This window comes from Sphingopyxis sp. PET50 (assembly GCF_025244705.1).
Taxonomy (GTDB): Bacteria; Pseudomonadota; Alphaproteobacteria; order Sphingomonadales; family Sphingomonadaceae; genus Sphingopyxis.
Genome location: NZ_CP104207.1, coordinates 3,505,732 through 3,528,851, shown reverse-complemented (window position 1 = coordinate 3,528,851; position 23,120 = coordinate 3,505,732). Strand labels below are relative to the sequence as shown.

The 23,120-nt window shown below is 68.5% G+C and carries 17 protein-coding genes and 8 pseudogenes; 10 read left to right on the top strand and 15 right to left on the bottom strand.

What is annotated here, in order from left to right; translation table 11 throughout:
- The first annotated feature begins 5 nt into the window (after window positions 1–5).
- The 6 genes and pseudogenes from N0A20_RS18530 (at window position 6) to N0A20_RS18505 (ending at window position 7,985) form a co-directional block, all read left to right on the top strand.
- A pseudogene (locus N0A20_RS18530) lies at window positions 6–1,284 on the top strand (efflux RND transporter periplasmic adaptor subunit).
- Window positions 1,285–1,451: 167 nt separating this feature from the next.
- Window positions 1,452–4,636, top strand: a pseudogene (locus tag N0A20_RS18525) (efflux RND transporter permease subunit).
- A gap of 123 nt (window positions 4,637–4,759) precedes the next feature.
- A pseudogene (locus N0A20_RS18520) lies at window positions 4,760–6,167 on the top strand (efflux transporter outer membrane subunit).
- 494 nt (window positions 6,168–6,661) lie between these two features.
- Complete coding sequence (locus N0A20_RS18515) at window positions 6,662–7,117, top strand: hypothetical protein (protein ID WP_260581753.1); 456 nt, start codon at window positions 6,662–6,664, stop codon at window positions 7,115–7,117.
- Window positions 7,118–7,185: 68 nt separating this feature from the next.
- The gene (locus N0A20_RS18510) at window positions 7,186–7,650 is read left to right on the top strand and encodes an RNA polymerase sigma factor (protein WP_409574697.1); all 465 of its coding nucleotides are present in this window, start codon (window positions 7,186–7,188) and stop codon (window positions 7,648–7,650) included.
- Window positions 7,647–7,985: a hypothetical protein gene (locus N0A20_RS18505; protein WP_260581752.1), complete on the top strand. Its 339-nt coding sequence runs from the start codon at window positions 7,647–7,649 to the stop codon at window positions 7,983–7,985. The genes N0A20_RS18510 and N0A20_RS18505 overlap by 4 nt, the downstream gene beginning before the upstream one ends.
- Window positions 7,986–8,165: 180 nt before the next feature.
- Here the strand turns inward: N0A20_RS18505 and N0A20_RS18500 are convergent, their stop codons facing one another.
- The 6 genes and pseudogenes from N0A20_RS18500 to N0A20_RS20850 all read right to left on the bottom strand — a co-directional run.
- On the bottom strand, window positions 8,166–9,152 hold the full coding sequence (locus N0A20_RS18500; protein WP_260581751.1) for a WD40 repeat domain-containing protein: 987 nt from the start codon (window positions 9,150–9,152) through the stop codon (window positions 8,166–8,168).
- Window positions 9,115–10,323, bottom strand: a complete 1,209-nt coding sequence (locus tag N0A20_RS18495; protein WP_260581750.1) for a toll/interleukin-1 receptor domain-containing protein — start codon at window positions 10,321–10,323, stop codon at window positions 9,115–9,117. The genes N0A20_RS18500 and N0A20_RS18495 overlap by 38 nt, the downstream gene beginning before the upstream one ends.
- 59 nt (window positions 10,324–10,382) lie before the next feature.
- A pseudogene (locus N0A20_RS18490) lies at window positions 10,383–12,087 on the bottom strand (flotillin family protein).
- Window positions 12,088–12,156: 69 nt separating this feature from the next.
- On the bottom strand, window positions 12,157–12,783 hold the full coding sequence (locus N0A20_RS18485; protein ID WP_260583954.1) for a YqiJ family protein: 627 nt from the start codon (window positions 12,781–12,783) through the stop codon (window positions 12,157–12,159).
- Between the two features lie 244 nt (window positions 12,784–13,027).
- Window positions 13,028–13,213 (bottom strand): annotated as a pseudogene (locus tag N0A20_RS20855) (diguanylate cyclase domain-containing protein); the annotation flags it as partial.
- A 4-nt stretch (window positions 13,214–13,217) separates the two neighbouring features.
- A pseudogene (locus N0A20_RS20850) lies at window positions 13,218–13,463 on the bottom strand (GGDEF domain-containing protein); the annotation flags it as partial.
- A 211-nt stretch (window positions 13,464–13,674) separates the two neighbouring features.
- Here N0A20_RS20850 and N0A20_RS18470 point away from each other — a divergent pair.
- Window positions 13,675–14,343, top strand: a complete 669-nt coding sequence (locus tag N0A20_RS18470; protein WP_260581749.1) for a hypothetical protein — start codon at window positions 13,675–13,677, stop codon at window positions 14,341–14,343.
- Window positions 14,344–14,501: 158 nt separating this feature from the next.
- On the opposite strand, the gene N0A20_RS18465 is transcribed toward N0A20_RS18470, so the two are convergent.
- The 3 genes from N0A20_RS18465 to N0A20_RS18455 form a co-directional block, all read right to left on the bottom strand.
- The gene (locus N0A20_RS18465) at window positions 14,502–15,239 is read right to left on the bottom strand and encodes a hypothetical protein (RefSeq protein ID WP_260581748.1); all 738 of its coding nucleotides are present in this window, start codon (window positions 15,237–15,239) and stop codon (window positions 14,502–14,504) included.
- A complete protein-coding gene (locus N0A20_RS18460) occupies window positions 15,236–16,447 on the bottom strand; it encodes a toxic anion resistance protein (protein WP_260581747.1) in 1,212 nt (403 codons plus the stop codon). The genes N0A20_RS18465 and N0A20_RS18460 overlap by 4 nt, the downstream gene beginning before the upstream one ends.
- 63 nt (window positions 16,448–16,510) lie before the next feature.
- Entirely contained in the window at window positions 16,511–17,470 is a 960-nt protein-coding gene (locus N0A20_RS18455) for a bile acid:sodium symporter family protein (RefSeq protein WP_260581746.1), read from the bottom strand.
- Between the two features lie 339 nt (window positions 17,471–17,809).
- Between N0A20_RS18455 and N0A20_RS18450 the strand changes: the two genes are divergently transcribed.
- Window positions 17,810–18,558, top strand: a protein-coding gene (locus N0A20_RS18450; protein ID WP_260581745.1) for an IS5 family transposase whose coding sequence is annotated in 2 segments (ribosomal slippage) — window positions 17,810–18,137 and window positions 18,137–18,558 — 750 coding nt in all. Because the reading frame shifts where the segments join, the coding sequence is not laid out codon by codon here.
- A 667-nt stretch (window positions 18,559–19,225) separates the two neighbouring features.
- Here N0A20_RS18450 and N0A20_RS18445 read toward each other — a convergent pair.
- The 6 genes and pseudogenes from N0A20_RS18445 to ung all read right to left on the bottom strand — a co-directional run bounded on the left by N0A20_RS18445 (window position 19,226) and on the right by ung (window position 22,161).
- Entirely contained in the window at window positions 19,226–19,798 is a 573-nt protein-coding gene (locus N0A20_RS18445; RefSeq protein ID WP_260581744.1) for a GGDEF domain-containing protein, read from the bottom strand.
- On the bottom strand, window positions 19,786–19,944 hold the full coding sequence (locus N0A20_RS18440) for a hypothetical protein (protein WP_260581743.1): 159 nt from the start codon (window positions 19,942–19,944) through the stop codon (window positions 19,786–19,788). The genes N0A20_RS18445 and N0A20_RS18440 overlap by 13 nt, the downstream gene beginning before the upstream one ends.
- A 36-nt stretch (window positions 19,945–19,980) precedes the next feature.
- Window positions 19,981–20,446, bottom strand: a pseudogene (locus tag N0A20_RS18435) (YaiI/YqxD family protein).
- 28 nt (window positions 20,447–20,474) lie between these two features.
- Window positions 20,475–20,705, bottom strand: coding sequence for a hypothetical protein (locus tag N0A20_RS18430; protein WP_260581742.1), 231 nt, complete (start codon window positions 20,703–20,705; stop codon window positions 20,475–20,477).
- Entirely contained in the window at window positions 20,702–21,460 is a 759-nt protein-coding gene (locus N0A20_RS18425) for a sulfite exporter TauE/SafE family protein (RefSeq protein ID WP_260581741.1), read from the bottom strand. Before N0A20_RS18425 ends, N0A20_RS18430 begins: the two co-directional genes overlap by 4 nt.
- Window positions 21,457–22,161: a uracil-DNA glycosylase gene (gene ung, locus N0A20_RS18420; RefSeq protein WP_260581740.1), complete on the bottom strand. Its 705-nt coding sequence runs from the start codon at window positions 22,159–22,161 to the stop codon at window positions 21,457–21,459. Before ung ends, N0A20_RS18425 begins: the two co-directional genes overlap by 4 nt.
- Before the next feature lie 206 nt (window positions 22,162–22,367).
- Between ung and N0A20_RS18415 the strand changes: the two are divergent.
- Window positions 22,368–22,680, top strand: a pseudogene (locus tag N0A20_RS18415) (phosphoribosyl-ATP diphosphatase).
- A gap of 10 nt (window positions 22,681–22,690) precedes the next feature.
- The gene (locus N0A20_RS18410) at window positions 22,691–23,068 is read left to right on the top strand and encodes a histidine triad nucleotide-binding protein (protein ID WP_260581739.1); all 378 of its coding nucleotides are present in this window, start codon (window positions 22,691–22,693) and stop codon (window positions 23,066–23,068) included.
- Window positions 23,069–23,120: the final 52 nt, after the last annotated feature.

Sequence of the window (23,120 nt, the reverse complement as noted above, 5' to 3'; positions counted from 1 at the left end):
CGATAATGAACATGCTCTCCCCCTTCGACCGGACCAAGGCGCGCGAAGTCGGCCACGTCCCCGGTGCCGGCCCCGCCAGAAAGCCCGGCCGCTGGCACCGCGGCGCGCTGATCGGCCTGCCGCTCGCGCTCCTCGTCGCCGGCGGTTACACGCTCGCCAGCCGCACCAACGAAGCGGTCGCCGCGCCGCCAGTCCCGATCGTCACCGTCGCCGCGCCGCTGGTGCGCGACATTACCGAATGGGACGATTATGTCGGCCGCTTCGAGGCGAGCCGTGCGGTCGAGGTGCGCCCGCGCGTCTCGGGCGAACTTGTCGGCGTCCACTTCACCGACGGCCAGATCGTCCGCAAGGGCCAATTGCTCTTCACCCTCGACGCGCGGCCCTTCAATGCCGCGCTCGCCGAAGCACGCGCCGATGCCGCGAGCGCGCGCAGCGACCTCGAACTCGCGCGCGTCAACCTCGCCCGCGCCAACCGGCTGATCGCCGACGAGGCGGTGTCGCAGAGCGATCTCGACCAGTTGAACGCGCGCGTCCGCGCCGCTTCGGCGGCGCTCGCGGCGGCCGATGCCCGGGTTCGCTCGCGCTCGCTCGACGTCGAATTCACCCAGGTGCGCGCGCCGATCAGCGGCCGCATATCCGACCGCCGCGTCGATGCGGGCAACCTCGTCGCCGCGGGCGAAGGACAGGGCGGCAGCCTGCTCACGACGATCAACGCGCTCGACCCGATCTATTTCGGCTTCAACGGCTCCGAAGGCCTGTTCCTGAAGGCCAAGCGCGCCGAGGCCGAAGGCAGCCGGCGGCGCGACGGTCGAGGTCAAGTTGCAGGACGAGACGGGCTACAGCCGCACCGGCAGGCTCGACTTTACCGACAACGGCATCGACCCGCGCTCGGGCACGATCCGCGGCCGCGCGGTGCTGTCGAACCCCGACCTCTTCCTGTCGCCCGGCATGTTCGGCAACATGCGTCTGTCGACCGGCGCCAAGGAACGCGCGCTGCTCGTCCCCGACGCCGCGATCCAGACCGACCAGGCGCGCAAGATCGCGCTGGTCGTCGCCAAGGACGGCCAGGTCGCGGCGCGCGAGGTGACGCTCGGCCCCGTCGTCGACGGCCTGCGCGTCGTGCGATCGGGCCTCGCTCCCACCGACCGCATCGTCATCACCGGCACCCAGCTCGCGGCGCCGGGAACGAAGGTGCAGACCAAGCCCGGCAAGATCGCGCCGACCGCCGCTGCGGAGGCGCCGCCAAGCACCGCGTTGATCGGCGACGCGACCTTCGCAAGGTAACGCCTAAAGCCCCTCCCCTTCAGGGGGGGTGGGGGCCTGCGGCATAGCGCAAGGCCCTGGCCCCCACCCGCTGCGACTAGGGCGCAAGCGCCCAAGTCTCGCTGCCCTCCCCTGAAGGGGAGGGAGATCAGATATTATTCTTCCGATCCTCCACAGGGGAGCCCGTCATGCGCCTGTCGCGTTTCTTCATCACCCGGCCGATCTTCGCCGCGGTCATCGCGGTGATCATCACCCTCGTCGGCGCGATCGCCTATTGGTCGCTGCCCGTCTCGCAATATCCCGACATCGTGCCGCCGACGGTCACGGTCACCGCCAACTATCCCGGCGCCTCGGCCGAAACCGTCGCCGAAACCGTGGCGGCGCCGATTGAGCAGGAGATCAACGGAGTCGACAACATGCTCTATCAGTCGAGCCAGTCGACCGGCGACGGCAACCTCACCATCACCGTGACTTTCAGGATCGGCACCGACCTCGACGCCGCGCAGGTGCTGGTGCAGAACCGCGTCGCCATCGCCGTCCCGCGCCTGCCCGAACAGGTGCAGCGGCTCGGCGTCGTCACGCGCAAGACCTCGCCCGACTTCCTGACCGTCGTCAATCTCGTCTCGCCCGACAAGTCGCTCGATCGCGGCTATATCTCCAACTATGCGCTGACCCAGGTCCGCGACCGGCTGAGCCGTATCGACGGGGTCGGCGACGTGCGGCTGTTCGGCGCGCGCGACTATGCGATGCGCGTGTGGATCGACCCCGGCCGCGCCGCGCAGCTCGACCTGACCGCGGGCGAGATCGTCGCGGCGCTGCGCGCGCAGAATGTCCAGGTCGCGTCGGGCTCGCTCGGCCAGCCGCCCTATGCCAGCGGCGGCGCCTATCAGCTCAACGTCGAAACGCAGGGCCGCCTCGTCGACCCGCAGCAATTCGCCGAAGTCGTGATCCGCACCGACGCCGACGGGCGCCAGGTCCGCGTCGCCGACGTCGCGCGCGTCGAGCTCGGCGCGTCGGATTACAACAGCAACACCTATCTGTCGGGCGACCCGACGGTGATCGTCGCGGTGTTCCAGCGTCCCGGCTCGAACGCGCTCGCCGCCGCCGAGGCGGTCGAGGCCGAGATGCAGGCGATGGCGAAGGATTTCCCGAAGGGCCTCGAATATCGCGTCATCTACAACCCCACCAAATTCATCGAGCAGTCGATCGACGCGGTGAAGGACACGCTGATCGAGGCGATGATCCTCGTCGTGCTCGTCATCCTCGTCTTCCTCCAGAAATGGCGTGCCGCGGTGATCCCGATCGTCGCGATCCCGATCTCGCTCGTCGGCACCTTCGCGGTGCTCGCCGCCTTCGGCTACAGCCTCAACAACCTGTCGCTCTTCGGGCTGGTGCTCGCGATCGGCATCGTCGTCGACGACGCGATCGTCGTGGTCGAGAATGTCGAGCGCAACCTCGAACGCGGCCTCTCCGCGCTCGAAGCGGCGAAGACCTCGATGGACGAGGTGTCGGGCGCGCTCGTCGCGATCGTCCTCGTGCTCTGCGCCGTGTTCGTGCCCACCCTGTTCCTCACCGGCCTGTCGGGCGCCTTCTATCAGCAGTTCGCGGTGACCATCTCGACAGCGACGATCATCTCGCTGGTCGTCTCGCTCACCCTGTCGCCCGCGCTCGCCGCGATCCTGCTGAAGCCGCACGCGCCGCGCGGGCGAGGGCAACCGCGTCCAGCAACTCGTCCGGCGCGCCGGCGATGCCTTCAACCGCGGCTTCGAACGGCTGGGCGAGACCTATGCCGCGCTCACCGCGAAATTCGTCCGCGCGCCGAAAAAGATGATGGCGACCTACGCGGGGCTGATCGCAGCGACCGCTCGGCCTGTTCTGGGCGACGCCCACGGGTTTCATCCCGGCGCAGGACCAGGGTTATTTCCTCGCGGTCGTCCAGCTCCCCTCGGGCGCCTCGGTCGAGCGCACCGACGCGGTGCTGCGCAAGGTCGCGGGGCGCATCCTGCCCAACGACGGCATATTGGGATCGGTGATGCTCGCGGGCTTCGACGGCCCATCGCAGACGCTCGCCCCCAACGCCGCCGCCGCCTATTTCCCGCTCAAGAGCTTCGAGGAAAGGAAGAAGCTCGGTGTCAGCTTCGAGCAGATCATGGAGGAGGCGCGGGCCGACGTCGCCGACATCACCGAAGCGCGCGTGATCGTCATCCCGCCGCCGCTGATCCAGGGCATCGGCTCGGCGGGCGGTTACCGCATGATGGTGCAGGACCGCGGCGGCCACGGCTATCAGAAGCTCGCCGAGGAAAGCGGCAAGCTGATCGGTCAGGCGAACCAGACCGAAGGGCTGGCGCAGGTCTTCACCTTCTTCGACACCACTAGTCCGCGCGTCTATGCCGACATCGACCGCGCCAAGGCGAACCTGCTCGGCGTCCCCCCCGAACGCGTGTTCGAGGCGTTGCAGGTCTATCTCGGCTCGGCCTTCGTCAACGATTTCAACCTGCTCGGCCGCACCTATCGCGTCACCGCGCAGGCCGACGCCCCCTATCGCCGCACCGTCGCCGATATCGCCAATCTCCAGACCCGCTCGAACTCGGGCCAGATGGTGCCGATCGGCTCGGTCGCGACCTTCAGGGACAAAACGGGGCCATACCGCGTCGTGCGCTACAACCTCTTCCCGGCGGTCGAGGTCGATGGCGACACCGCGCCGGGGTACAGCTCGGGCGCCTCGCTGACGACGATGGAAAAGCTCGCGGCGGAAACGCTGCCCGAGGGTTACGGCACCGAATGGACCGGCATCGCCTTCCAGGAAAAGGCGGCGGGCAGCACCGCGGCTTTGGTCTTCGGCCTCGCGGTGGTCTTCGTCTTTCTCGTGCTCGCGGCGCAATATGAAAGCGTCACCCTGCCGCTGTCGATCATCCTGATCGTGCCGATGTGCCTGTTCGCGGCGATGGCCGGGGTGAACCTGCGCGGCATGGACAATAATGTCCTGACGCAGATCGGGCTCGTCGTGCTCATCGCGCTTGCGGCGAAGAATGCGATCCTGATCGTCGAATTCGCCAAACAGGCCGAGGAACAGGACGGGCTGTCGCCGGTCGAGGCGGCGGTGCGCGCCGCGCGCGACCGTCTGCGCCCGATCCTGATGACCAGCTTTGCCTTCATCCTCGGCGCGGTGCCGCTGCTGATCGCGAGCGGGGCGGGGGCGGAGCTGCGCCAGGCGCTCGGCACCGCGGTCTTCTTCGGGATGATCGGAGTCACCGCCTTCGGCCTGCTCTTCACCCCCACCTTCTATGTCGTCTGCCGCACGCTTGGCGACCGCATCGCGGCCCTCCGGGGCCGCGGCGGTCATGCCGAACCCGCGCTGCAGCCCGCCGAGTGACACCCCGTGTCCCCAAGGCGGGGACCCATCACCGGCCCGTGCAAGGCGGAACCGACCGGTGATGGGCCCCTGCCTACGCAGGGGCACAGGGCTGCTTTTGAGATACAAGAAAGGAGATCCCCGATGATCCTTCGCACCATGCTCACCACCCTATCCGCGTTCGCGCTCGCCGCGTGCGCGGTCGGGCCGGACTTCGTCGCCCCTCCCTCCCCCGTGACGGCGTCCGGCCCCTTCCTCTCGACCAGGGCAGGCGTCACCAGCACCGCGCCCGCCGACGCCAACTGGTGGCGGCTCTACAACGACCCGGTGCTCGACACCCTGATCGCCGACGCACTCGCCGCCAACACCGACGTCCGCGTCGCGGCGGCACGCATCGCCAAGGCGCGCGCGAGCCTGCGCGAAGTGCGCGGCGACCGGCTGCCCAGCACCAACCTCGGCGCCGAGCGCCACCTATGGCCGCGCCAGCGAAGGCGCGGTGCCCCCGGGCGCCGACCGCGAGGGGTGGCAGGTCGATGCCGGGCTGACCGTCGGATATGAGGTCGATCTGTTCGGGCGCGTCAGCCGCGGGGTCGAGGCGGCGCGCGGCGACGTCGCGGCGGCGGAGGCCGATGCCGATGCTGTCCGGGTGACCGTCGCCGCCGAAACCGCGCGCGCCTATGCCGATGCCGCTTCGTCGGCCGAACGGCTCGGCGTTGCGGAAAGGATCGTCGCGCTGCTCGACCAGTCGGTGAAACTCACCGCGCGCCGCGCCGAGGTAGGCCTCACCACCCGCCTCGACACCGCGCGCGTCGCCGCCTTGCGCAACCAGCGCGCCGCCGACATCCCCGCGATCGCCGCCGAACGCGACGCGGCGCTCTTCCGCCTCGCGACGCTCACCGGGCGGACCCCCGCCGACCTGCCGCCGATTGCCGCCGCGCGCACGACGACCTTGCGCCTCGACCAGCCGATCCCGGTCGGCGACGGCGCCGCGCTGCTCGCGCGGCGGCCTGACGTGGCCGCCGCCGAACGCCGCCTCGCCGCCGCCACCGCGCGCATCGGCGTCGCGACCGCCGACCTTTACCCCAAGGTCACGCTCGGCGCCTCGGTAGGCCAGACCAGCTCGGGCCTCGGCGATCTCTTTGGCGGCGGGCCGCTGCGCTGGTTGCTCGGCCCCCTGATCAGCTGGAATTTCCTCAACCAGGAAGCGGCGCGGGCGCGCATCGACGGGGCGGAGGCCGACAGCCAGGCCGCGCTTGCGACCTTCGACGGCACGGTGCTGCGCGCGCTCGAGGAAACCGAGACCGCGCTGTCGTCCTACGCGCACATGCTCGACCGACGCACCGCGCTGCAATCGGCGCGCGACGAGGCCGGGATCGCGGTGAAGATCACCCGCGCCCAGCAGCGCGAAGGCGCGATCGACGGCCTCGCGGCGCTCGACGCCGAACGCACCTTCGCCGAGGCCGAAGGCGCGCTGGCGCTGGCCGATGCACGGATCGCCGATGCGCAGGTCGACCTGTTCCGCGCGCTCGGGGGGCGGTGGAATGCAAGCTAAAAGCCCCTCCCCTTCAGGGGAGGGGTTGGGGTGGGGTCCGGCGGCCTTGCGCGAGGCCGATGGACCCCACCTGCTGCGACTAACGAACAAGTTCGTAAGTCTCGCTGCCCTCCCCTGAAGGGGAGGGCGAAAAAATTCGCTCCCCCGCATCCAAACCCCATCCCCGCACCGTCTACTCCCTGACCGGCCCTGACAGCCGGTCCTTGCGGCGACCGCGACGCGGTTCCCGGCCGGTCCTCCGCTCTCCCCGGGGCGGCCCGGTCAAGCGGCCTTGCCCGCGGTCGCCGCCTGTGGTTTCACCATGCCCCCGGGGCATGCAGGGAGAAAGACGATGTTCCATATCCTGGCCGCGACCCAGGCTGCCGCCACCGCCGCGCCGTCCGCGGCCCCGCCCGCCGCCGCCGTGGCGACCGTCCCGTTGACGGTGCCTGGCGCAGTCGATCAGCCCGTCCGACGTCGCCGCCTATATCGACCCGCGCGATATCGCCGCTTTCATGCCGCCGCCGCCGCCGACCACCGAACTGGTCGCGATCAGCGACAGCTTCTTCCGCCTGCTCGACAATCTCACGATGCTCGCGCTGTTCGTCGTCGGTTTCTTCCTGCTCGCGCGACTGATCCATGCGTGGATGATGCACCGCTCGATCCGCCGCGCGCTCGAGGCGAAGTCCGACGCGGTCTCCCCGCTGATCGAAAAGCTCAACAAGCCCTATGAGCATCTCGGCCCATGGACGGCGGGCGGCGCGACCGCGAACGCCAGCAACGAGGACCGCAACGGCCTCGTACTGCTCGCGATCGGCCTCGCGATGGCGGGTTTCGGGCTGATCCAGGGGCACGAACAGGTGATCCGCGCCGCCGCTCGGCGCCGCGCTCTTCCCCGCCTTCGTCGGCATCGCCCTGCTCGTCCGCCGCCGCCTCGCGCGCGCCGCGGCTGCCGAGGATCGGGCCGCTGAACTCGGATGAGGATTGGGCCCTCAACCAGCGCGTTGCCGGGGGAGATCGCGCCGCTTTCCAGCTCCTCGTGCTGCGGCACGAGGGGCGGCTGCGCGCCTTCCTGTCGCGCGCCGCGGGCAGCGAGGCCGACGGCGACGATCTGGCGCAGGAGGCCTTCGTCCGCGCGTGGAGCCATGCGCGGGATTATCGCGGGCAGGGGAGCTATGCGGCGTGGGTCATGGGGATCGGCTGGCGCCTGTTCCTCGACCAGCGGCGCACGGCGAAGCGGCGCGAAACCCTCGCGCTGCGCGGCGACGACGCGCCGGCCGCCAGCAACCCGCACCCCGCGACCGACGCCGCGATCGACGCCGACCGGCTGCTCGCCGGCCTGTCGGCGCAGGAACGCGCCGCGCTCACCCTCTGCTTCGGCCATAGCTGGTCGCACGGCGAGGCCGCCGAGATCATGGGGGTGCCGCTCGGCACGCTCAAATCCCTGGTCTTGCGCGGGCGCGCCAAGGCGCAGAAACTGATCGGCGAAGGAGGCGCGGCATGACCGGACCCGACGACAGTGCGATGGATGCGATGCCCGACGCCTTTTTGGCCGCGATGCTCGCGCCGCCCGAGCGCGCCAGCGACCGCGCCTTCGCGCTTCAGGTCGACCGCGCGATCGACGCGCGGGCCGCCTATGCCCGCGCCCGGTCGCGCTTCTGGACCAGCTTCGCGTTCGAGGCGCTGGCGGTCGCGGCGCTGCTGGCGGGGCTATGGCTGCTCTCGGCCACCCCCTTGCTCGCCCCGCTCGCCGGCCCGGCGCAATGGGGGCTGGCGCCGCCGCTGCTGCTGATCCTGCTGCTGTGGTTCGGCGGCACGCAGCGGTGGCGCGGGGTTTAGCGGAAGGTTTGGGCGGAGGGGGACGTTGAAAGGCTGAACCGATCTCCCCTCCCGCAGGCGGGAGGGGCAGCGAGACTTGCGAGCTTGCTCGTTAGTCGCAGCGGGGTGGGCGTCTGCGACGTCGCTGCCCACCCCCAGCCCCTCCCGCCTGCGGGAGGGGAGATCAACGTCCGATCCGCCCTACCGCCCGCAAACCTCGCGCGTGCCCCAGATCGCGCCAATCAGCGGATCGCCGGCGCGTTCGTCGATGCTGAAACGCTGTGCTTCCGGCGCGAGCCGGCTGCACGCCGCGCGGGCGAGCAGCTCGAACGAGGTAAAGACCGGGTCCAGATACCACAACCGCACCTCGCCATCGTTGGTTGCGGTGGCAAGCAGGCGGTTGTCGGGGCTCAACCCCAGCGCCGAAATCGACGCCTTGTGCGCCGTGAAGTCGGCCAGTGGCTGGCGCGTGGCAATGTCCCACAGCACGACATGGCCGTCGGTCCGCCCTACTGCGACAAAGCGCGAATCGTCACTGATCACGAATGCGCCGCGTGCGACATCGCCCGTCTCCAGCTTCACCTCGGTCTCGCCATCGGCCATGCGCGACAGACGGATGACGCCGGCCTCGTCGATCTCGATTGCCCGGAGGCCATCGGCGGTGATCGCCAGCGCCCCTTTGTTCGCATCACGATTGGGCAGGCTCGCTACGGATTTACCGTCGCGCCACAGCTGCAACCCCTGTTCGATCGACATGGAGACGATGCCATTGCCCTCCGGCGCCCAGGCCGCGGATCGAAGCTTCGGCACTTCGATCCGGGCCTCCATGATTTCCCGTTCGTCCGCCAGAGACCAGACACGCACGGTGTCGTCGAGCGAACCGGTCAGTACGCGCTCGCCATCCGGGCTGAAGCTTGCCGAGAGGACGGCTTCGGCATGCCCGGGGATGCGTTGCATCATCGCGCCCGTATCGGCATCTCGAAGCTCGAACGTGCCGTCCGACAGCGTCATCAGGAAGCGCTTCGAATCGGCGCTGAACCAGTTATTGGTCAGCCGCGTTCCGCCAATCGTCGGATCCGCGTTCAACGCGCGAGAATTTGCGGCTTTCATGGCGGCGCCCCGCTGAAAAATGCGCTTGCCGCTTGTCGAGTCAAACAGGCGCGCGACCTTGTCGAGGCCAGACGTCATCACGCGGCGCCCATCGGGACTGATCGCCAGAAAACCGACCGAATTGGTCGTAATCTTTATCGTGGCACCCGGCTGCGGCGCGCTCGTCAGCCGCGCGAGCAAGACCCGCTGCTGAGCCGGTGCTGGCGGGCGAAATCTGCGCCCCCGCCAGCGCATAGCGCAGCGCAAGCTCGGTCTTGCCGCCGTCGGCCGCCGCCAGCCCGCGCTGCGCGAAACTGTCGGCGAGCGCGCCCTGTGCGCGGGCATATTGCGCCTCGGCGCGGGCGGCGTTGCTGCGCGCGATCCCTGCCTGCCGCTGCGCCTCCGCGGCGTTGGCGAGCGCCAGCGCGCGCTGCTGTTCGGCCAGCCTGCGTTGCTCGTCGGCCAGCTTTCGCGCCGCGCTCTCGCGCGAGCGGGCCAGCGCCTCGGCCTCGGCGCGCTGCCGCGCCAGCGCTTCGCCCTTCTGCGCGCGCACCGCCTGCTGCTCGGCGATCACGCGTTGCCGTTCGGCCTCGCGCGCGCTGCTCCGCGCGGCGAACCCCAGCACCGTCGCGACTCCGGCCAGTCCGACGAACAGCACCAGCGCCGCGGCCATTGCGCCCATCTGCCGCCGCCGCCGCGCTTCCTCGCGGCGCCGCAATTGATCGAGGTCGAGCCCGAGCAGCCCGGCGAGCAGTTTCTGCCGCCCGCCCGCGGCGCCGTCGCCGACGATATGCCCCGTTTCCTTGCGGATATCGCGCAGGTCGGCCGCGAGCACCGATGTTTCGCGCAGCGCCGGCGGCATGCACTGGACGTCGGGATCGTCGCTGTCGGGGTCGCCGTCGCCGATGACGGGAAAGATTGCGTCATTGCCGTTCTTGGCGCGGAACAGGCGGATTTCCTCGTCGACCCAATGGCTCCGCGCCGAATGGGGGGTGCAGAGGACGATCAGCGCCTCGCTCGATTCGAGCGCCGCGCGCAGCCGGTCGCCCAGTTCCCCGCCGCCGGCCAGATCCTCGCGGTCGCGAAAGATCGGGTGCAGCGTCGCGGGCACCGGCCCGCGCTTGCCCGCCATGCCCTGCAGGGCCTTTGGCACCTTGTAACTGTCGAGAAAGCGGTGGAGTTTCGCCGCCAGCTTGCCGTCGGCGCGGGCATAGCTGAAGAAGGCGCGATAGCGCGCTCCTTCACCTATGTCGCTCGTCGCTGTCGTCATGACCGTCCCCGCCGCGCGACGCTATGCCAGGCGGCGGGGATTGAAAAGCCCAAGAAAGATCAGCTTTCCTCGTCGTCGCTCGCCGCCGCGCGCGGGCGCCGCGGCGCGGACTTCGCGGGGGCTTCGTCGGCGGGCAACGGCGCCTGTTCGGCCGCGCCCCGGACCAGCGCGTCGAGCGAGCCGCCGTCGAAACCCAGTTCCTTCATCAAGCCGTCGATCACCGGCGCCTGCGCGCGATAGGCGAGCGCGGCGGAGACCGCGTTGCTGGCGAGGTTGCCGCCCCCCACCACCAGCGTCGCCGCCGCCGTCGGCCGCGCCGCCGCTCCCCTGCGTGATGCCGTCGACTTGGACGATCTTGATCGAATCGATCGCCTCCATCGGCTTGGCGGCTTCGCGTACCACCTCGGGCAGCACTTTCAGCAGCGCCATCTTGGTCTGCAGCGAAATCTGGTTCGACGACAGGATGTTCGCCGCCTCGTTGATCGCGCGCTGGCCCGCCGCCTCGACCTCGAAGCGCACGCGCGCGGCCTCGGCACGCAATTTCTCGGCGTCGGCCTCGCCCTCGGCCTCGAAGCGCAGCGCGGCGGCGCGGTTCGATGCCGCCTCCTTCTCGGCCTCGGCCTGGACCTTCACCGAAATCGCCTGCCGCTCGGCCTCCTTCGCCGCCTCGATCAGCTCGATGCGCTTCGAACGCTCGGCGATCTCGGTCTCGCGCGCGGTCGACACCTGTTCCTCGGCGGCGACCGCGATCGCGCGCGCCGCGTCGGCCTCGCCGCGCGCCTGGCTTTCCTCGCGGCTCTTGTTCTGGATCAGGATCTGCTGTTCCTGCCGCGCGAGTTCGACCGCCTGCTCCTGCGCGATCCGGGCTTCCTCGATCGCGCGGTCGGCCTCGATCTGCTTGGCATCGACGAGCTGCTTGGCCTGAATGCGCGCGCCCTCGGCCTCCTGGTTGCGCTGCGCCTGTTCGCGCGCGATTTCGGCCGCCTGGACGGCGCGCCGCATCTCGACCTCGCGTTCCTGCTCCAGCCGCGCGAATTCATTGTCGCGGCTGATTTCGAAGCTGCGCTTGTCGGCCTCCAGATTCTTGGTCTCGATCTGGACGCGCGTGTCCTGTTCGATGTCGTTGCGCGTCTTCTTGCGCAGCTCGATCTGCTCGGTGAGCTTGGTCAGACCCTCGGCATCGAACGCGTTGTTGGCGTTGAAATGCTCGATCGAGGTCTGGTCGAGCCCGGTCAGCGACACCGATTCGAGCTCGAGCCCGTTCATCGACAAATCGTTCGAGCTGACCTGCTGCACCTTCTGGACGAAATCGGCGCGCTGTTCGTGGAGCTGGTTCATCGTCATGCCCGCCGCGACCGAGCGCAGCGCGTCGACGAACTTGCCCTCGACCAGATCCTTCAGCGCCTCGGGGTTCATCGTGCGCAGGCCCAAAGTCTGCGCCGCCATCGCGATCGACCCGCCATCGGGACGCACGCGGACGTAGAATTCGGCCTTCACGTCGATGCGCAGCCGGTCGAGCGTGATGAGGGCATCGACATTCTTGCGCTCGACCGCGAGGCGCACCGTGTTCATGTTCACCGGCATCGTCTCGTGGAGCACCGGCAGCACCAGCGCGCCGCCGTTCATGATCACCCGCTCGCCGCGGAATCCGGTGCGGACAAAGGCGATCTCCTTGGTCGCGCGGCGATAGAGCCGCGTGATGATGAGGCCGAGGATGAGGAGGACGGCCAGGCCGATGCCGGCGTAAATACCAATTTCGATCATGGATTTGGAACTGCCCCGTTTCTGCGATTCGGCTTCCGGAGTCGGAAGTCTCCCGCGGCGATATTAGGGTCAGTCGAGACGGGGTAAATAGAAATCGCCGTTGGAAAATCCCTTGAAGGTCTCGCCCTCGCGCCCCACCAGCAGCACCGTCTCGCCGGTCTGGAAGCTCTGGCCGGGGCTGTCGGGTTCGACCATGATCTGGTGCGGCTGGCCGTGGCGGTCGATGCATTTGGCCGGGGCGGGGCTGCCCGGCGAGGCGGTGCCGACGGTGATCGTCGCGCGCGTGCCGATCAATTCGTCGCGGTCGATCGCGGTAGTCTCGATGCCCGGAAACACCCGCGCGATCACCCGCGCCGCGGTGCCGGTCGGGGGCAGCGCGGCGACCGCGGTCACCGGCACCGCCAGCAGGTTGGATCCCGGCCCGCCGGTCAGCGCGGTGAGCAATTGCTGCAACCCCAGTCCGATCCCGCCGAAAAAGGCGAGGAAGACGACAAGCCACATCAGGAAAGGCACGCGCCCGATGCCGGCCCAGGCGAGCAGCGCCTCGGCCGCGCCGATGTCGCCGTCGTGGTCGCCGACATCGGCGCCGTCGACATCGCCGACGACCCCCAGCGCCTGCACCGCGCCGATCAGCAGCATCAGCAGCAGCGCGGCGCTGAACACCGCATTTTCGGGGGCGAGAAGCTGGTCGAGCATGCCGCTCCTTGTGGCGCCGGTCCCGGCGCTTGGCAAGCGACGCGCGCGGGGCGGCGGGTCGAGCTCGGCCAGCGCGACGGGGTCGTGCCGCGCGACTTCGACCCGGTCCCGCCCGGCGCCCTTCGCGCGATAGAGCGCGGCATCGGCCGCGGCGAACAGGGGCTCCAGTGCCGCGCGGGGACCGTCCATCGACAAAGGCGATGCCGATGCTGGCGGTCAGGGCGATCGCGCGATCGCCGTCCGCCACGAAGGGATCGTCGCGCAGCGTACCGAGGATGCGCGCGGCGATCTCGCACGCCGCGGCCTGGGTGGTCGCGGGCAGGAACAGGGCGAACTCCTCGCCGCCCATGCGGCCGAAATGGTCGCTCGCGCGCAGGCAGGACCGCACGCGGTCGGCGAAGGACTGGAGCAGCCGGTCGCCGCGCGGCATGACCATGATTGTCGTTGATCGCCTTGAAATGATCGATGTCGACCATCAGCACCGCCGCCGGTCCGCGCGCGTTGGCCAATGCGGTCCGGACATCGTCGAGAAAGGCGCCGCGCGCCCGCGTCCCGGTCAGATGGTCGTGCGCGGCGATGTGGCGCAGCCGGCCGAGCAATTCGTTGCGGCTTTCGGCGATGCTGGCGACGGTGACCGGGGCGATGGCGACGAGGGCGGCGCCCAGCCGGATCGAGATCATCGTCATTTCGGCATCGGCGCCGGTTCCGCCGGCGAGCACGACCAGCGCCCAATTGCCATAGAGAAAGGTCAACAGGGCGGCGCCAAAGACGCGATAGGTCAGACCGCACCACAGCAGGGCCGGAACCGGAAAGGCGATCGCGCCGGGTCCGCCGACGATCGCCGCGAGCAGGCAGGACAGCGCCAGCGCGACGACCGGCAGGACGCCCGCCATGCGGCAGCGCGCGCAGCCCGTCGCGGACGGCGGCGCGAAACGCGCCCGGCGCCGGTGCCGACAGCAGCAGGGGCAGGATCGTCACATAGTTGACGAATTCGGTCGCGAACCAGAAAATCCACCCCGACAGCAAGGACCGCCCGAACAGCCACGGATTGGCGACCGCCCCGATCAGGCCGGCCATGGCGCTGCCTATCGCGACCGCGAAGACGAGATAGAGCATCGATGCGGGCTGCCGCAGCCGGATCATGTCGGCGGGCAGGCGCGCGTAAACGGCGGCGGCGGACGCGATGCCGGCCAGATTCGCGCTGTTGAGCAGCAGCGCCTTGGCGAGCGTCGCCCCGGTCAGCAGGTCGGCGGCCAGATAGGCGGCGGCGCCCGCCAACCAGCTCAGCCAGCCCCGACTCTCCGGATTGCGGAGCAGGAAGGCGAGCATGATCGCATTGGCGGGCCACAGATTGGCGAGGAAACCGAGCGGGCGGGTATAGATGCCGAACAGGCAGGCGACGAAGACCAGCAGGAAAAGGACGAACGCGGCGCGGCCCCGGCCGCCTTCCGTCGCGCCCTCGCTGCCGCCGCCGATTCGCGGCCCGTCCGTGATCTCGTCCAACTGCGCCTCCCGAAACCCGGTTCCGGAAAGCCTGTTCCTATAGGGTCACAGCGTTAACCGCCAGTAAGCCGCACACAATTTGGCGATGATCCCCTTGCGACACGCACGTGTTTGCTCCCCGGCGCAAGCCGGGACCCATGACGGGTGGCGCTCTGCCATCTGGACCCCGGCTTGCGCCGGGGAACAATGACCTGCCCGAAGGGGACAATCGGATGTCAGAGCGCCGCGGAGCCGTCCTCGTCGCCGACGCCCTGATATTTGAGCTGCAGATAGCGTTCGCGCGTCGCCAGCTTGTCGAGCTCGCCCGCCGCCAGGCTGCGCGCGGCATGGCCGATCTCGCTCTCCAGCGTCTTGAGCCCGCCGAGCAGCGTCTCGTCGGGCGTCCGCCCCGCATGCGCCTCGCCGCGCAGGCCCGCGGGGATGCGCTGATAACCCGCCACCAGTTCAGGCAAATCCTCGCCGACCAGCTTGCGGATATTCGCCGCCGCCGGGCTCGACGCGTCGAGCGTCTGGAGCTGCGGCGCGAGCAGGTCGAGCTGCACCCCGATGCCGTCGACGAGCTGGCGCGCCAGCGCGGGCAGCGCGGGGCGCTGCGCCTCCAGCCAGATTTCGGTGCGTCCGGCGAGCTGCTTCAGGTCGGCCTTGGGCAGATCGGCCTGGCGCGGCTCGGGAAAGGGCGTGCGCCCGAACAGCACCGCGACGCCGATCAGCAGCACGAACAGCGCGAGCAATCCGGTGAAGCCGAGCGGCTGGATCAGCGCCCCGAACAGCGCGGCGCCGAGCAGCACCACCCCACCCGCGATCAGCACCCGGCCCAGCTTTTTGAACAGATGCTGGCGGCGCAGCGCGACGCTCTTGGTCCCGATCGGGCGGCGGCGCTCGCGCGACCGCTCGATCGCGGCATTGCCGAGCAGGCGGACCTTGTCGACCTCGCTCATCGTCATCGTCGTCATGCTTCGAGCGAGGCGAGCGGGCTGTCGGCCCCGCCGACGCTCGCCTGCGCCTGGCTCGCGCCCTCGGCGCGCGCGATATAGCCCTTGGACTTCGCGACTTCGCCCTCCAGCGACTGGACGGTGGTCTTCATGCTGTCGAGCGCCTTCAGCTTGAAGGTGTCGATCGCGTCCATCGTGTCATAGATATTCTGGAAGGCGCGGCTCAGCGTCTCCATCGGGATGGTGCTCGACGCCGCCTGCTCGTGGATGCGCGCGGTATTGTCCTTCAGCATCTTCGACGTGCCGTCGATGATGTTCGCGGTCGTCGTGTTGAGCGCCGTGATCTGTTCGAGCACCAGCTTCTGGTTGGTCATCGCCTGCGCGACGGTGATCGCGGTCTTCAGCGCGCCGACGGTGGTCGTGCTGGCACGATCGACCCCCTTCACCAGCTCGATATTATTCTTCTTGACCAGGTCGAGCGCGAGATAGCCCTGCACCGTCACCGCCATTTGCGTCAGCAAATCCTGCGTTCGCTGGCGGGCGTAAAAGAGCGCGTTTTCGCGCAGCACCTTCGCCTTGGCGGGGTTGGTCGTGTCGAGCTCGATCGCCTTCGATTCGAGCCGTTCGTCGAGCGTCCGGGCAATGTGGATCATCTGTTCCAGCTTGCCCATCGCCTCCCACAGCTTGCGCCGCTCGACGTCGATCGCGGCATTGTCCATCAGCAATTCGTCCTTGCCGTTGGACAGGGCGGTCAGCACGCCGCTGATATGCGTCTGCGCGCTGCGATATTGCGCGAAATAATTGGTGACGCTGCTCCCGAAGATCTTGTCGAGGAAACCGCGCTTCGACAGCAATTTGCCGTTCGCCGACGGGTCGAGCCGTTCGACGGTGTTGCGCAGTTCGATCAGGTTCATGCCGATGTCGCTGTCGCGGTCCATCGCCTTGATCGGCCGGTCGAGGAAGCGGTTCGACTGGTTCGCCGCCTCCAGCATCTCCTTGCGGCCCATATTGGTGATCTGGTCGATGCGCTGGCCGAATTCGGGGCTGTTCTCGTCCTGCGCGACCAGATCGTCGATGAAGCCGTCGACGCGTTCCTCCAGCTTCGATTTCTGCTCGGTCGACAGCGACACCAGCCCCGCGGCCTTTTCGGGGGACACCACGGGCACCGGATCGGGCGGGGTCAGCTTCAGTTCGTCGGTCGCCGTCGCGGTGGCGGTCTGCTCGCTCATTCCTGTTCCTTTCAGGCCCCGTGCCGGCCCCTATATGGCATGCGGCACTGTGTTATTCAAGCATTACACTTGATCCGACCCCTTCAGCACCGGCGCCAGCCAGGCCGACAGGATCAGCTGCGCCATATGATAGACAAGGATCGGCACCAGTACCATGCCCGCGATGGCGGGCGGAAACAGCGTCGCGGCGAGCGGCGCGCCGACCGCGATGCTCTTTTGCGCGCCCGAAAAGAGCAGGGTGATGCGGTCGGCGCGCGCCAGCTTCAGCAGCGCGCCGAAGGCCCACGCACCGCCGAAGGCCAGCCCGAGCAGCACGCCCACGATGCCGAACACGATGGCGATCTCGCGCGCGTCGAGCAGCGCCCAGATGCCCGCGACGACGGCGGCCGAAAAGGCGACATAGACTGCGATCGCGATCGCGCTGCGGTCCATGACGGTCGCCAGCCCCTTGTGCGCCAGCACCCACGGCCGCAGCCATGTCTGCACGCACTGGCCGGCGATGAAGGGCAGCAGCAGGATCGCGACGATGCGCAGCACCGCCTCGCCGTGAATCTCGCCCGCGCTTCCGGCGAGGCCCGCGAAGAGCAGGGGCGAGGCGACCACCCCGGTCAGGTTGAGCAGCGCCGCCGCGACGACGCTCGCCGCGACATTGCCGCCCGCGAGCCCGCTCGCGGCGGTCGCCGACTGCACGGTCGAGGGCAGGATGCCGAGAAACAGGAAACCGAGCGCCAGCGTCGCGGGCAGGAAAGGCGCGGCCGCCGCCTGCGCGCCCAGCCCCAACAGCGCCATGATCCCGAGAGAGAAGGCCAGCGCGCCGCCCTGCAATTTCCAGTTGCGGATGCCGTGCAGCACCTCGTGGCGCGGTAGCCGTACACCGTTGAGGAAAAAGAGAAAAACGACCGCCGCGGTCGAAATCCCCTGCGCAACGGGCACCGCCGCGCCGCGCACCGGCAGCAGGCTGGCGAGCAGGATCGTCGCGAGCAGCAAGGGCACGAAGCGGTCGGGAAAGATACGCGAAAGCATGGAGGGGGCGATGGCGGGGTGGAGCGAGCTTGGCAAGTCAACAAGGTCCTCCCCATCGCGAAGCGTTGGGGAGGGGGAACGCTCGCGAAGCGAGTGGTGGAGGGGTCGGCGACGTCGCTTTACCAAACAAACCTTGGCAATCGTTCACGCGGAGACGCGGAGGGGCTTATCCTCTCCGTTCGTGCTGAGCTTGTCGAAGCACCGTTCTTTCTGCGGCGCCAAAAGGGAAGAACGGCCCTTCGACAAGCTCAGGGCAAACGGTTCTTGCTAGGCTCAGGACCTATTAAAATGCTTGCGCGTTAGGTTCGGGTTTGATTCAAGGTGGCCGGAGGTGCTGCCATGAGTGACTTGTTGCTGCTGAGTGAGGCGCAGATGCGCCGGATCGAGGGGTATTTTCCGCTGTCGCATGGAGTGCCGCGGGTCGATGACCGTCGGATATTGAGCGGGATCTTGTTCGTGATCCGCAACGGTCTGCGCTGGCGCGACGCGCCGACGGGCTACGGGCCGCACAAGACGATCTACAACCGCTTCATCCGCTGGAGCCGGTTAGGGGTGTTCAACCGTATCTTCGCCGAACTGGCCAGGGATGGCGACGGGGTTCTGATGATCGACGCGACCCACCTCAAGGCGCATCGCACCGCCGCCAGCCTGCTCAAAAAGGGGCTCTACCCCGATGTATCGGACGCAGCCGGGGCGGGCTGACCACCAAGCTGCATGTGCTGTGCGATGGCCGGGGACGTCCCTTGCGGCTCCACCTCACCGAAGGCCAGCGCAGCGACCACAAAGGTGCGGAGGCTCTGGTCAAGATCATGCCCGAAGCCGAACGCCTCATCGGCGATCGAGCCTATGCTTCGCGCTGGTTCCGCAAAACTCTCGCCGACAGGGGCATCGCGGCCTGCATCCCGCCCCATCGCAGCCATAAGGTCCAGAACTGCTACGATAAAAGTCTCTATCGCCAGAGACATAAAATCGAAAACCTCTTCGCTCGCCTCAAGGACTGGCGCCGCATCCACACCCGCTACGACCGATGTGCCGACATCTTCCTCGCAGCCATCACCTTCGCCGCCATCTTCCTCTTTTGGATTTAATGAGTCCTGAGCCTAACGAGCAAGCTCGTAAGTCTCGCTGCCCCTCCCGCTTGCGGGAGGGGAGGCCAGTTCATTCCTCAATTGTCCGCTCCCCACCCCGATCTCCTCAGCCCGCTTGAGTTTGCAACGGTATAATCGCCACAGGAAAAGCCCTCCCGCCGGGGTCGCTGCGGCGGAAGGGCTTCCCTGGACCCGGACCGGACGGAGGGCCGGAACCGGGGACGAAAATCGTCTTTCCATGTCATCGGTTCTCCGGTAGGCCCGATTGCTAGGCCGGGGCCCGGGGGTGTCACTTCATGCGCGCGGCGGCTTCGCGGACCTTCTGGACGGCGGGGAGCAGCAGGCCGATCAGCACATTCACCGGGCCGTTGGTAATCGTCATGCCGCATCGGCGGCGGGCTGTGCCGACTGGGCCATGGCGGAGGTCGCCGACAGCGCGACGGTGAGCGCGAGGACGGGGGCGAGGATCAGCTTCCTGGTCATGTCATTCTTCCTTCCGTTCGGTTCAAACTTGGGTGTTTCGGTCGAATAGGTGTCCGGGTCTTTCCCGATGGCCCGCTTATGAACGCGCACCCGGGCGCGCGCCGTGATCGTCGTCACTGGCAGGAAAAAATTTCGCGAGGCGCCGACGCGGCGAAAAAAAGGCCCGGCGCGGGTTCGCCGGGCGTCAGGCCGCCATCGTCCAGCGGTTGCGGCCATCGCCTTTTGCGTCGTAGAGCGCGGCGTCGGCGCGCCGGAGCAATGGCGCGATCGTCGCGCCGGTGCCGGTCGCGACGCCGATGCTGACCGTCATTGCGATCATCTGGCCGTCATAGTCGCACGGGCTGTTCGCGACTGCGGCGCAAACCCCGTCGGCGAGACGAAGCCGATCGTCCCAGTCGCACAGCATCGCGAATTCCTCGCCGCCCCAGCGCGCGACCGACGCGCCCTCCGGCGCCATACGCTCCAGCACCGCCGCGACATGGCGCAGCGCCGTGTCGCCGGCGTCATGGCCATAGCCGTCGTTGACGCGCTTGAAATGATCGACATCGATCAGCAGCAGGGTCACGAACTGCGGCGCCCGCGCGGCAAGCCGCGCATCGGCCGCCTCGCGAAAGGCGCGCCGGTTGAGCAGGCCGGTCAGATCGTCGCGATGCGCCAGATATTCGACGGTGCGAAGCAATTGATGGTGGCGATAGCTCAGCCGTCCGACGATGATCATCGTGACGCTGGCGACCAGCAGCGGGATCAGCAGCGCCATCCAGTAGGCAATCGTCGGCCGTCGCCCGGCATGTCGTCGGCTCCGCTGAGATAGGTGATCGCGAGCGACGAGAAGACCGCAAAGCCGACCACGGCCACCGACAGGCGAATCTGGCCGAGCAGAAAGGTGCGATTGCGGAGCGGCATAACGCCTCCTTGCGCCAACAGGGGTTAAGATAGCGGCTAAATTGCGCGTTTCAGCCGCACCAGCGCGGTGTCGAGCGCCTGCAGGAAGTTCGAGCGGTCGCTTTTGGAGAAGGGCGGCGGTCCGCCGATGCCGTCGCCCATCCCCGACCGCAGGTCGGCCATGATCGCGCGCGTGGCGATGGCGGGGCCGATCGAGGCGGGGGTGAAGGGCTTGCCCGTCGGCGCAAGCACCGTGGCCCCGGCCTTCAGCGCGCGGTCGGCGAGCAGGATGTCGGCGGTGACGACGATGCTGCGCGCCGTCGCCGCCCCGGCGATCCAGTCGTCGGCGGCATCGAAGCCGTCCGAGACGACCACGCGCTCGATCAGCCCATGCTCGGGCACGCGCAGTCGAGCTGTTGCTCACCACCTTGACCGCGACCTCGTGCCGCCACGCGACCCTGTAGATTTCGTCCTTCACCGGACAGGCGTCGGCGTCGACGAGGATGACGGGCGGGGCCGTCACGCCGCTTTCCTCCGCCGACACCGCCGCCTTATTTCTTCATATTGTCGAGCCCCGCAACCACCCCGGCCTTGGTCGACGGGTTGCTCGCGTTGGACTTTTTGGGCTTTTCGGCCTTGGGTTTGCGGGCTTCGCGGTTCGTTTTCTTCTGGCCTTTGGCCATCATCAATACCTTCGAGAGGGAAGACGCCTGTGTCCATGCTGGCCGCGACCATAGGCGCAAGACGCGCGCGCGTCGCCTGTTTCCGGCCGGCGCGCTCATGCCGAGACCCCGTCCCACAGCAGTTTCGCGCCGAGCAGCACCATCAGGACGTAGACGATCACATAGAAGCGCGCGGGGTCCATCCGCTTCAGCCAGCGCACCGTGACCAGCGTGCTGACGATCGCGAGCGGCATCAGCAGCAGCGCCGCGACCACCACCTCGTGCGGGAAGGCGCCGAGCGCGAGATAGGCGGGCACCTTCATCCAGTTGACGATCGCGAACAGGATCGCGCTGGTGCCGATGAAGGTCAGGTGCGGCAGCTGGCGCGGCGTCACCCACATCTGGAACGGCGGCCCGCCGGCGTGGGCGATCTGGCTGACGAAGCCCATCGCGGCGCCGAACAGGGTGCCGACCCAGCCCGGCGACCGCGACGCCGCGACGATGCGCCCGCCGCGTTCGACCCACAGGCGATAGAGCCCGAAGGCCAGGGTGATCGCGCCGAGCGCCGCCATCAGCTGCGCCTCGTTCACGCGGTCGGCATAGAACCAGCCCGCCGCGACTCCGGCGGCCGCGCCGGGCAGCATCCAGCCGATGATCCAGCCGTCCCACGTCTTGCGGAACGCCCACACGCTGACGACATCCTGCACGATCAGGATCGGCAGCAGCAGCGCCGCCGCCGTCGCGGGCGGCAGGACGAGGGCGGCGAGCGGGGTCGCGAGCGCGCCGACCCCGGCCAGCCCGCCCTTCGCCATGCCGAGCAGGATCACCGCGACGACCAGCACCGCGAGCGTCGCCGGATCGGCCAGCAGGCTCATGCGTCCGGAACGTCGGGCAATCGCCAGTCGATCGTCCCGCGGCCGTGCGCGCCGAGAAATTCATTGGCCTGGCTGAACGGTTTCGACCCGAAAAAGCCATTGTGCGCCGACAGCGGCGAGGGGTGCGGCGCGCGTAGGATCAGGTGCGGGCCGCCGCGGCCGAGCCCCGGCACGTCGGCGGCCTTGCGCTGCGCGTGGCTGCCCCACAGGATGAAGACCTTGGGCGCCGGATCGGCGGCGACCGCCGCGACCGCGGCGTCGGTGAACCGCTCCCACCCGCGCTTCTGGTGCGACGCCGCCTGCCCCGCCTCGACCGTCAGCACGGCATTGAGCAGCAGCACGCCCTGCTCCGCCCAATGCTTGAGATAGCCGTGCCGTGCGGGCGGAATGCCGAGGTCGTCCTGCAATTCCTTGTAGATGTTGACGAGGCTCGGGGGCGGGCGCACGCCCGGCTGGACCGAAAAGCACAGGCCGTGCGCCTGGCCGGGGCCGTGATAGGGATCCTGCCCCAGGATCACGACGCGCACGTCCTGCGGCGGCGTGGCATCGAGCGCCGCGAACCAGTCGCGCGGGCGCGGATAGATCTTCTTGCCCTTCGCGCGCTCGGCGGCGAGGAACGCCTTCAATTCGCCCATATAGGGCTGCTCGAACTCGCCGCCGATGCGCGCGAGCCAATCGGGATGGAGCTTGATCTCGGCCATCCGCGCCTTTGACCGAAGCCGGCGTGCCTTGTCCAGCGGCTTTCCCGCCGCTAGGCCATCGCGCAACTTCTCGTCCGTTCGTGCTGAGCTTGTCGAAGCACCGTTCTTTCTTTCCGGCGCCCGAAAGAAAGGACAGCCCTTCGACAAGCTCAGGGCAAACGGGGTATTTTGCGGCCAAAGGATTTCTGCATGGCGATCGGCGAAGCATTGACACGGCTCGAAGCGGTGGTGAACGACCGGCTCGCCGCTGCAGCGACGGCGAGGCCTCCTATGTCGCGAGCCTCGCGGCGAAAGGCCGCCGCAAGATCGCGCAGAAGGTCGGCGAGGAAGCGACCGAGACGGTGATCGCCGCGCTGACCGAGGATGACGCGGCGCTGGCTCGACGAGGCCGCCGACCTCGTCTTCCACCTCACCATCCTGCTCGCCGACCGCGGCCTGTCGTGGAACGATATCGCCGCCGAACTCGACCGCCGCCACGGCACCTCGGGCCACGCCGAAAAGGCGAACCGGAACCAATAGGAGCTCCCCCATGCCGATCGACGCCACGCTTCCCTATGACGAGACCAATATCTTCGCGCGCATCCTGCGCGGCGAGCTGCCGTCGAAGACCGTCTACGAGGATGATTACGCCCTCGCCTTTCACGATATCAATCCGCAGGCGCCGCTGCACATATTGGTGATCCCCAAGGGTCCCTATGTCAGCTGGGACGATTTTTCGGAGCGCGCCGACGATGCCGAAATCGCCGGCTTCATCCGCGCCGTGGGGCTGGTCGCACGCGAGCTGGGGCTGGTCGCGCCGGGATACCGCCTGCTCGCCAATGTCGGACTCGACAGCCATCAGGAGATCCCGCATCTGCATGTCCATATTTTCGCGGGCAAAAAATTGGGGCCGATGCTGGTCCGGTAAGACAGGCGAACGCTTCGCCGCACCAGAATCTACGACGAGCCGTTTCATTTTA

Coding starts and splice junctions, on each gene's coding strand:
- ung (WP_260581740.1), bottom strand. CDS start 22,161: ATGGCCGAGATCAAGCTCCATCCCGATTGGCTCGCGCGCATCGGCGGC.
- N0A20_RS18465 (WP_260581748.1), bottom strand. CDS start 15,239: ATGACGACGATGACGATGAGCGAGGTCGACAAGGTCCGCCTGCTCGGC.
- N0A20_RS18455 (WP_260581746.1), bottom strand. CDS start 17,470: ATGCTTTCGCGTATCTTTCCCGACCGCTTCGTGCCCTTGCTGCTCGCG.
- N0A20_RS18410 (WP_260581739.1), top strand. CDS start 22,691: ATGCCGATCGACGCCACGCTTCCCTATGACGAGACCAATATCTTCGCG.
- N0A20_RS18515 (WP_260581753.1), top strand. CDS start 6,662: ATGCCGCCGCCGCCGCCGACCACCGAACTGGTCGCGATCAGCGACAGC.
- N0A20_RS18445 (WP_260581744.1), bottom strand. CDS start 19,798: ATGGCGCTGCTGATCCCGCTGCTGGTCGCCAGCGTCACGATGATCATC.
- N0A20_RS18505 (WP_260581752.1), top strand. CDS start 7,647: ATGACCGGACCCGACGACAGTGCGATGGATGCGATGCCCGACGCCTTT.
- N0A20_RS18485 (WP_260583954.1), bottom strand. CDS start 12,783: ATGCTCGACCAGCTTCTCGCCCCCGAAAATGCGGTGTTCAGCGCCGCG.
- N0A20_RS18425 (WP_260581741.1), bottom strand. CDS start 21,460: ATGAGCCTGCTGGCCGATCCGGCGACGCTCGCGGTGCTGGTCGTCGCG.
- N0A20_RS18440 (WP_260581743.1), bottom strand. CDS start 19,944: ATGCCGCTCCGCAATCGCACCTTTCTGCTCGGCCAGATTCGCCTGTCG.
- N0A20_RS18495 (WP_260581750.1), bottom strand. CDS start 10,323: ATGACGACAGCGACGAGCGACATAGGTGAAGGAGCGCGCTATCGCGCC.
- N0A20_RS18470 (WP_260581749.1), top strand. CDS start 13,675: ATGCGGCAGCGCGCGCAGCCCGTCGCGGACGGCGGCGCGAAACGCGCC.
- N0A20_RS18500 (WP_260581751.1), bottom strand. CDS start 9,152: ATGACGTCTGGCCTCGACAAGGTCGCGCGCCTGTTTGACTCGACAAGC.
- N0A20_RS18460 (WP_260581747.1), bottom strand. CDS start 16,447: ATGAGCGAGCAGACCGCCACCGCGACGGCGACCGACGAACTGAAGCTG.
- N0A20_RS18430 (WP_260581742.1), bottom strand. CDS start 20,705: ATGAGCGCGCCGGCCGGAAACAGGCGACGCGCGCGCGTCTTGCGCCTA.